Source organism: Myceligenerans cantabricum, assembly GCF_054777735.1.
This window is the reverse complement of record NZ_BAAHAJ010000018.1, coordinates 1-3,518: the sequence shown is the minus strand read 5'-3', so window position 1 is coordinate 3,518 and position 3,518 is coordinate 1. Positions and strand designations below refer to the sequence as shown.

The window sequence follows — 3,518 nt, the reverse complement described above, 5'->3', positions numbered from 1 at the left end:
ACCGCTTCGTGTGGGTCTTGCTGGTCTCTCTGCTGTCTTTGTGGTGGGGAGGGGGTGCGGGGTCTGTTCGCGGGGTTGGTCGCTCGGTGGGTCGGCGGGTTCGTTCGTTGCTTGAGAACTGCATAGTGGACGCGAGCATCTCTGGACATGCGGGCCTGTTGGCTCGTGTGTTCTGCGTAGTGTTGTTGAAGTTTTTTAGGGCACAGGGTGGATGCCTTGGCATCAGGAGCCGACGAAGGACGTTGTAGCCTGCGATAAGCCTCGGGGAGCTGGCAGACGAGCTGTGATCCGAGGGTTTCCGAATGGGGGAACCTAGCCCCAGTCATGTGGGGTTACCCGCGCTTGAATGTATAGAGCGTGTGGAGGGAACGCCGGGAAGTGAAACATCTCAGTACCGGCAGGAAGAGATATTCCGTGAGTAGTGGTGAGCGAAAGCGGATGAGGTTAAACCGTGCGCGTGTCAAGCTGTCAGGCGTTGCGTGTGCGGGGTAGTGGGATCCTCTTCGAATCTCTGACAGGGTTCGAGCCAGTCATAAAGTCGCGTTATAGCCGAACCGGGTTGAATACCGGACCGTAGAGGGTGGGAGTCCCGTAGGTGAAATGGCGTGGCCTGGTGGAGGCGATCCCGAGTAGCACGGGGCCCGTGAAATCTCGTGTGAATCTGCCAAGACCACTTGGTAAGCCTAAATACTCCCTGATGACCGATAGCGGACAAGTACCGTGAGGGAAAGGTGAAAAGTACCCCGGGAGGGGAGTGAAATAGTACCTGAAACCGTGTGCCTACAATCCGTCAGAGCCTCCCTAGCTGGGGTGATGGCGTGCCTTTTGAAGAATGAGCCTGCGAGTTAGTGCTCGGTGGCGAGGTTAACCCGTCGTGGGGTAGCCGTAGCGAAAGCGAGTCCGAACAGGGCGTTGGAGTCGCCGGGTCTAGACCCGAAGCGGGGTGATCTAGCCATGGGCAGGGTGAAGCGCCGGTAAGACGGTGTGGAGGCCCGAACCCACCAGGGTTGAAAACCTGGGGGATGACCTGTGGTTAGGGGTGAAAGGCCAATCAAACTCCGTGATAGCTGGTTCTCCCCGAAATGCATTTAGGTGCAGCGTCACGTGTTGCTTGCTGGAGGTAGAGCTACTGGATGGCCGATGGGCCCGACAAGGTTACTGACGTCAGCCAAACTCCGAATGCCGGTCAAGTTAGCGTGGCAGTGAGACTGCGGGGGATAAGCTCCGTGGGTCGAGAGGGAAACAGCCCAGATCGCCGGCTAAGGCCCCTAAGCGTGTGCTCAGTGGGAAAGGATGTGGAGTTGCTCAGACAACCAGGAGGTTGGCTTAGAAGCAGCCACCCTTGAAAGAGTGCGTAATAGCTCACTGGTCAAGTGATTCCGCGCCGACAATGTAGCGGGGCTCAAGCACACCGCCGAAGCCGTGGCAACCACACGTACAGCTCAGCGAGGGACTCGTTCCTTGTTCAGGTGTGTGGTTGGGTAGGGGAGCGTCGTGCAGCCGGTGAAGTCCCGGAGTGATCCAGGGGTGGAGGCTGCACGAGTGAGAATGCAGGCATGAGTAGCGAATGACGGGTGTGAATCCCGTCCACCGAATGACCAAGGGTTCCAGGGCCAGGTTTATCCGCCCTGGGTAAGTCGGGACCTAAGGCGAGGCCGACAGGCGTAGTCGATGGACAAGGAGTTGATATTCTCCTACCGGCGAAGGACCGTCCATACCGAACCCGGTGATACTAACCATCCCGATCCTGCATCGTGGCCTTCGGGTCGCACCGCAGAGGAGGCGTGGGACCTGATCTGGTAGTAGGTAAGCGTGTTAACAGGGGTGACGCAGGAAGGTAGCCGCACGTGGCGATGGTTGTCCACGTCCAAGGTTGTAGCCCGCACGGTAGGTAAATCCGCTGTGCACGAGGGTGAGGGCTGATGGTGACCACATAGTGGGAACGCGGTGATCCTCTGCTGCCAAGAAAAGCCTCGACGCGAGGGACTAGCCGCCCGTACCCCAAACCGACTCAGGTGGTCAGGTAGAGAATACCAAGGTGATCGAGCGAATCGTGGTCAAGGAACTCGGCAAAATGCCCCCGTAACTTCGGGAGAAGGGGGGCCCGAGGCGTGAACCCACTTGCTGGGGGAGCGTTGAGGGCCGCAGAGACCAGGGAGAAGCGACTGTTTACTAAAAACACAGGTCCGTGCGAAGTCGCAAGACGATGTATACGGACTGACGCCTGCCCGGTGCTGGAAGGTTAAGAGGACGAGTCAGCGTAAGCGAAGCTCAGAATTTAAGCCCCAGTAAACGGCGGTGGTAACTATAACCATCCTAAGGTAGCGAAATTCCTTGTCGGGTAAGTTCCGACCTGCACGAATGGCGTAACGACTTCTCCGCTGTCTCGACCGCGAACTCGGCGAAATTGCACTACGAGTAAAGATGCTCGTTACGCGCAGCAGGACGGAAAGACCCCGGGACCTTTACTACAGCTTGGTATTGGTGTTCGGTGCGGTTTGTGTAGGATAGGTGGGAGACTGTGAAACCCGGCCGCCAGGTCGGGTGGAGTCAACGTTGAAATACCACTCTGATCGCTTCGGGCATCTAACCTCGGACCATGATCTGGTCCAGGGACAGTGCCTGGTGGGTAGTTTAACTGGGGCGGTTGCCTCCTAAAATGTAACGGAGGCGCTCAAAGGTTCCCTCAGCCTGGTTGGCAATCAGGTGTCGAGTGCAAGTGCACAAGGGAGCTTGACTGTGAGACTGACAGGTCGAGCAGGGACGAAAGTCGGAACTAGTGATCCGGCCATGGCTTGTGGAAGCGTGGTCGCTCAACGGATAAAAGGTACCCCGGGGATAACAGGCTGATCTTGCCCAAGAGTCCATATCGACGGCATGGTTTGGCACCTCGATGTCGGCTCGTCGCATCCTGGGGCTGGAGTTGGTCCCAAGGGTTGGGCTGTTCGCCCATTAAAGCGGTACGCGAGCTGGGTTTAGAACGTCGTGAGACAGTTCGGTCCCTATCCGCTGCGCGCGCAGGAGACTTGAGAAGGGCTGTCCCTAGTACGAGAGGACCGGGACGGACGAACCTCTGGTGTGCCAGTTGTTCCGCCAGGAGCACGGCTGGTTGGCTACGTTCGGAAGGGATAACCGCTGAAAGCATCTAAGCGGGAAGCCTGCTTCGAGATGAAGTCTCCACCACGCCCTCGGGCGTGGGAAGGCACCCAACAGATTATTGGGTTGATAGGCCGGAGGTGGAAGACCAGCAATGGTTGCAGCTGACCGGTACTAACCTGCCGACAACCTCAACAACACACACGTCCTGATGTGTCGCGTCCACTATGCGGTTCCCGAGAAACGACCAACCACCCCCCACCCCCCACACGGGGAGAGGCAAGGAGGGGGCCCGGTTCCAGGTCGAACATCTCGATGATCGTTTCGGTGGTCATAGCGTAGGGGAAACGCCCGGTCCCATCCCGAACCCGGAAGCTCAGCCCTACAGCGCCGATGGTACTGCCCCTGGGAGGGGGTGGGAG

2 rRNA genes are annotated in these 3,518 nt (G+C 58.3%); both read left to right on the top strand.

Features of this window, described 5'->3' with window-relative positions:
- Window positions 1–184 precede the first annotated feature (184 nt).
- A 23S ribosomal RNA gene (locus ACYU96_RS19995) occupies window positions 185–3,294 on the top strand.
- A gap of 125 nt (window positions 3,295–3,419) precedes the next feature.
- Window positions 3,420–3,518: ribosomal RNA gene (gene rrf / locus ACYU96_RS19990) — 5S ribosomal RNA — on the top strand; the annotation flags it as partial.